Below are 5,557 nucleotides of genomic sequence, written 5' to 3' on the forward strand. Positions count from 1 at the left end.
GCCTGCCGGTGACGCTCGTCCACCGGGCCGGCCACCTCGTCGAACGCGACCTGGACGGCCCGGCGGGCGGGATCCTGCGCCGGGGCCTGACGGAGCTGGGCGTCGAAGTCCTCACGGACAGCGTGGCGGAGGAGGTGCTGACGTCCCTCCCGGAGGCCGTGGCGCAGGCGGCCCGAGCGGCCGCCACGGGACGTACGGGCCGCCCGTCTCCCACCGCCCCCACCGCCTCCACCACCCCCACTGCCTCCACCGCTCCCACCGTCCGCACCCCGCGCCCCGTCACCGCCGTCCGGCTCTCCGACGGCCGCCTGCTGGACGCCGGCCTCGTCGTCGCCGCCTGCGGCGTCGTGCCCCGCACCGCGCTCGCCCGCGCCGCCGGGCTCCCCGTCCGCACCGGGGTCGTCGTCGATGACCGGCTCTCCTGCGCACCGGACGCCTACGCGATCGGCGACTGCGCCGAGCACCGCGGCACCGTGCACGGCACGGCCGGCGCCGCCTGGGACCAGGCCGACGTGCTGGCCGCCCGGCTCTCCGGCGCCGCACCGGACGCCGCCTACCCGGGCTCGCGCCCGTACACCCGGCTGACGGCCGGGCCCCTGGCGTACGCGGCGTTCGGCGAGACCGGACCCGAGGCGCCCGGGCCGGAGACCCCCGGGGTCGACGTCCTGCGGCTGGCCGACGCGACCCGCGGCTCGTACAAGAAGCTCCTGCTGCGCGGCGACCGGATCGTCGGCGGCATCCTCCTCGGCGACCCGGCGGCGGCCGGCGCCCTGGTCCGCGCCTACGAGCGGGACGAGCCCGTGCCCGGCGACCCCCTCCACCTGCTCACGGCACCACCCGCGCAGCTGTCCACGCCACCGCCCCCGCACCCGCACCCGCCCCTGCCCACGGCCCGAGGAGCCTCCTGATGACGGTGAAACACCTGGTCCTGATCGGCCACGGCATGGTCGGCCAGCGCTTCCTGGAAGCCCTGACCGAGCGCACCCCGGAGTGGCAGGTGACCGTCCTGGCCGAGGAGCCCCGGCCCGCGTACGACCGCGTCCACCTGACCTCCTGGTTCTCCGGCACCTCCGCCGAGGAACTCTCCCTGTGCAGCCCGGGGTTCGTGGCGGAGCACGGCATCGACCTGCGGCTCGGCGACCCGGCCACCGCCGTCGACCGGGCCGCGCGGACCGTCACCACCGCCTCCGGCCGCACCTTCCCCTACGACGCCCTGGTGCTGGCCACCGGCTCGTACCCCTTCGTGCCGCCCGTCCCCGGCCACGACGCCCCGGGCTGCCACGTCTACCGCACCATCGAGGACCTGGAGGCCATCCGGGAGGGCGCCCGCACGGCCCGGAGCGGCGCGGTCATCGGCGGCGGGCTCCTCGGCCTGGAGGCCGCGGGCGCGCTGCAGGCCATGGGGCTGGAGACGCACGTCGTCGAGTTCGCGCCCCGGCTGATGGCGCTCCAGGTGGACGACGGCGGCGGCGCCGTCCTGCGCCGGAAGATCGAGGAGCTCGGCGTCGCCGTGCACACCGGCGCCGGCGCCCAGCAGGTCGACACGGACGACGACGGCCGGACCCGCGGTCTCACCCTCTCCGACGGCACCGCGCTCGCCGCCGACCTGGTGATCTTCTCCGCCGGGGTGCGCCCGCGCGACGAACTGGCCCGCGCCTGCGGCCTGCCCGTCGGCGAGCGCGGCGGCATCGTCGTCGACGACCACTGCCGCACGGCCGACCCGGCCGTCCTCGCCATCGGCGAGTGCGCGCTCGCCTCCGACGGCCGCGTGTACGGGCTCGTCGCGCCCGGCTACGCCATGGCCGAGACCGCCGCGCGCCACCTCTCCGGCGGCGAGGGCACCTTCACCGGCGCCGACACCTCCACCAAGCTCAAGCTCCTCGGCGTCGAGGTCGCGAGCTTCGGCGACGCGCACGGCACCACCCCGGGCGCCCTCGACGTGCTGTACTCCAGCAGCCGCGACGGCGTGTACAAGAAGCTGGTGATCGGCGCCGACGGCGCGCTCCTCGGCGGCGTCCTGGTCGGCGACGCGGAGGCGTACGGCCTGCTGCGCCCCCTCGCCGCCAGCGGCACGCCGCTGCCCGCCCCGCCCGAGCAGCTCGTCCTGCCCGCCTCCGCCGGGGCGCCCGCCGGGCCGGTCGCCCTGCCCGACGAAGCGGTCGTGTGCTCCTGCCACCACGTCACCAAGGGCGCGGTCAGGGAGGCGGTGCGGGACACGGGCTGCACGAGCGTGCCCGACGTCAAGAAGTGCACCAGGGCCGGTACGGGCTGCGGCAGCTGCATCAAGATGCTCGGCACCATCGTCAACGACGAGCTCGCCGCGACCGGCGCCGAGGTCGCCCGCGGCCTGTGCGAGCACTTCGACCGCACCCGCGCCGAGCTGTACGAGATCATCCGCGTCAAGGGCATCGACAGCTTCTCGCGGCTCGTCGACGAACACGGCACCGACCCGCGGCGGTCCGGCGAGGGCTGCGACGTCTGCAAGCCCGTCGTCGGCTCGATCCTCGCCAGCCTCGGCAACGGGCACATCCTCGACGGCGAACAGGCCGCCCTCCAGGACACTAACGACCACTTCCTGGCCAACCTGCAGCGCAACGGCTCCTACTCCGTCGTCCCGCGCGTCCCCGGCGGCGAGATCACCCCCGAGGGCCTCATCGTCATCGGCGAGATCGCCCGCGACTTCGGCCTCTACACGAAGATCACCGGCGGGCAGCGGATCGACCTCTTCGGCGCGAGCGTCGACCAGCTCCCGGAGATCTGGCGGCGGCTCGTCGACGCCGGCTTCGAATCCGGGCACGCCTACGGCAAGGCCCTGCGCACCGTGAAGTCCTGCGTGGGGGAGACCTGGTGCCGCTACGGCGTGCAGGACTCCGTCGGCCTCGCCATCGAACTGGAGCTGCGCTACCGCGGGCTGCGCGCCCCGCACAAGCTGAAGTCCGCGGTCTCCGGCTGCGCCCGCGAGTGCGCCGAGGCGCAGAGCAAGGACTTCGGCGTCATCGCCACCTCCGACGGCTGGAACCTCTACGTCGGCGGCAACGGCGGCGCGACCCCGCGCCACGCCGACCTGCTCGCCTCAGGCCTCGACCGCCCCACCCTGATCCGCACGATCGACCGCTTCCTGATGTTCTACATCCGCACCGCCGACCGGCTGGAGCGCACCGCCCCCTGGCTCGAACGCCTCGAAGGCGGCCTCGACCACCTGCGCGCCGTCGTCATGGACGACGCCCTCGGCATCTGCGCCGACCTGGACGAGCTGATGGGCCGCCACATCGAGACGTACGAGGACGAGTGGGCCGCCACCCTCGCCGACCCCGAACGGCTGCGCCGCTTCGCCTCCTTCGCCAACGCCCCCGGCACCCCCGACCCGACCGTCCGCTTCGTCCCCGAACGGGGCCAGATCCGTCCCGCCCTGCCGCACGAGCACGCGCGTGAGCACGAGCGTGCACCCGAGCGCGAGCAGGCCCGTACGACGCCGGTGATCGCCGGAGCCCGCCTGGAGGTGCGCGCACGATGACGACGACCGTGGAGATCCACGACGGAACGGGCTGGCAGCCCGTGTGCGACTGGGAGGCGCTCGTACCCGGGCGCGGCGTCGCCGTCCTGCTGGGCGACCAGCAGGTGGCGGTCTTCCGTGACCGGGCCGGGGAGGTGTACGCCGTCGGCAACCGCGACCCCTTCAGCGGCGCCTACGTCCTCTCGCGCGGCATCCTCGGCAGCCGGGACGGCGTGCCCGTGGTGGCCTCGCCCATGTACAAGCAGGCCTTCGACCTGCGGACGGGCACCTGCCTGGACGAGTCGCTCGCACCGGACGGCAGCGAGGCGACGGTGCGGGTGTGGCCGGTGCGGCGGGGGGAGGGCCCGGGGGCGACGACCCCCGCGGGGCCGGCGGGGACGGTGCCGGAAGCGCACGCGCCGGGGACCGCGGAGGCGCCCGCCGAAGCGCAGCCACCGCCACCACCACCCCCCGCGCCCCGCCCCCACGACATCGCCGACTGGCGCCCCGAGGACCCCGTCTTCTGGAAGGAGACGGGCGCCCGCGTCGCCCGCCGCAACCTGATCTTCTCCGTGCTCTCCGAGCACATCGGCTTCTCCGTATGGAGCCTGTGGTCCGTCCTGGTCCTCTTCCTCGGGCCCGAGTACGGCATCGACCCCGCCGGGAAATTCCTGCTCACCGCCCTGCCGACGGCGCTCGGCGCCGTGCTGCGGCTCCCGTACACCGTCGCCGTGGCCCGCTTCGGCGGCCGCAACTGGACGGTGTTCAGCGCCCTCCTCCTGCTCGTCCCGACCGTGCTGGCCGGCATCGTCCTCGAACCCGGCGTCTCCTACGGGACCCTGCTCGCCGTCGCCTGCGTCGCCGGGGTCGGCGGCGGCAACTTCGCCTCCTCCATGGCCAACATCAACGCCTTCTACCCGCAGCGCCTCAAGGGCCGGGCCCTCGGGATCAACGCCGGCGGCGGCAACCTCGGCGTCCCCGCCGTCCAGCTCCTCGGCCTGCTGGTGCTGGCCACCGCGGGCAGCGGCCACCCGCGCCTGCTGCCGCTGATCTACATCCCGCTGATCGCCCTCGCGGCCCTCGGGTCCGCGCTGCGCATGGACAACCTCACCGCCGTGCGCAACGACCGGCGCGCCCTGCGGGAGATCTGCCGGGAGCCGCACACCTGGGTCATGTCCGTGCTCTACGTCGGCACGTTCGGCTCCTTCATCGGCTTCGGCTTCGCCTTCGGACAGGTGCTGCAGGTGCAGTTCCAGGAGGACTTCGCCACGCCGGTCGCGGCCGCGGGCCTGACGTTCCTCGGCCCGCTGCTCGGCTCACTGGTGCGCCCGTACGGCGGGATGCTCGCCGACCGCTGGGGCGGGGCGCGGGTGACGCTGTGGAACTACGGGGCGATGGCCGCGGGCGCCGTGACCGTCCTGGCGGCGTCGCGGCAGGGCTCCCTGCCGCTGTTCGTCACCGGGTTCGTGGCGCTGTTCGTCTTCAGCGGCATCGGCAACGGCTCGACCTACAAGATGATCCCGGCGATCTTCCGCGCGCAGGCGCGGACCGCGGTCGCGGCCGGCGCGGACCCGGACGACGCCGAACGGGCCTCACGCCGCCGCGCCTCGGCGCTGATCGGGGTCGCCGGCGCGGTGGGCGCCTTCGGCGGCGTCCTGGTCAACCTCGCCTTCCGCCAGTCCTTCCTGGGCACGCACAACGGCGACGCGGCGTACCTGGCCTTCCTGGCCACGTACGCCCTGTGCGCGGCGCTCACGTGGGCGGTCTACCTCCGGCCGGGCCGGAACCGGCTGGAAGGGGTGTGAGGGGTGGCCACGCTCCGACCGCTCGCGGAAGCTCCCGCCCTCGTCGCCGTCGCCCACGGCACCCGCAGTCCGGCCGGGGTCGCCGTGACCGAGGCGCTGGTGCGGCGCGTGCGGGAGCTGCGGCCCGGGCTCGACGTCCGGGCCGGCCACCTCGGCCTCGCGTCGCCGTCGCTGGAGTCGGTCCTGGCCGGGCTCGACGGCGCGGCCGTGCTCGTACCGCTGCTCCTCGGCACCGGTTACCACCTGCGCTCCGACGTCC

Annotated in this window: 4 protein-coding genes and 1 pseudogene; all 5 read left to right on the plus strand. The window is 75.1% G+C overall.

Annotated features, from left to right (window positions below; translation table 11 throughout):
- Positions 1 to 908 (plus strand): FAD-dependent oxidoreductase (locus V7793_RS32420; RefSeq protein WP_336013282.1); only part of this gene is annotated, 908 nt, incomplete at its 5' end.
- Positions 908 to 3,514 carry a nitrite reductase large subunit NirB gene (gene nirB / locus V7793_RS32425; protein WP_336013283.1) on the plus strand — a complete coding sequence of 869 codons (2,607 nt, stop codon included), beginning with the start codon at positions 908 to 910 and terminating at the stop codon, positions 3,512 to 3,514. The genes V7793_RS32420 and nirB, both read left to right, overlap by 1 nt.
- A pseudogene (gene nirD / locus V7793_RS32430) lies at positions 3,511 to 3,843 on the plus strand (nitrite reductase small subunit NirD); the annotation flags it as partial. The gene nirB and the pseudogene nirD, both read left to right, overlap by 4 nt.
- Before the next feature lie 141 nt (positions 3,844 to 3,984).
- Positions 3,985 to 5,298, plus strand: coding sequence for a nitrate/nitrite transporter (locus V7793_RS32435; protein WP_336013285.1), 1,314 nt, complete (start codon positions 3,985 to 3,987; stop codon positions 5,296 to 5,298).
- A gap of 3 nt (positions 5,299 to 5,301) precedes the next feature.
- Positions 5,302 to 5,557: sirohydrochlorin chelatase (locus V7793_RS32440; protein ID WP_336013284.1), on the plus strand; the 256-nt coding region annotated here is incomplete at its 3' end.

It is taken from the genome of Streptomyces sp. KLMMK, assembly GCF_036961605.1.
Taxonomy (GTDB): domain Bacteria; phylum Actinomycetota; class Actinomycetes; order Streptomycetales; family Streptomycetaceae; genus Streptomyces; species Streptomyces telluris.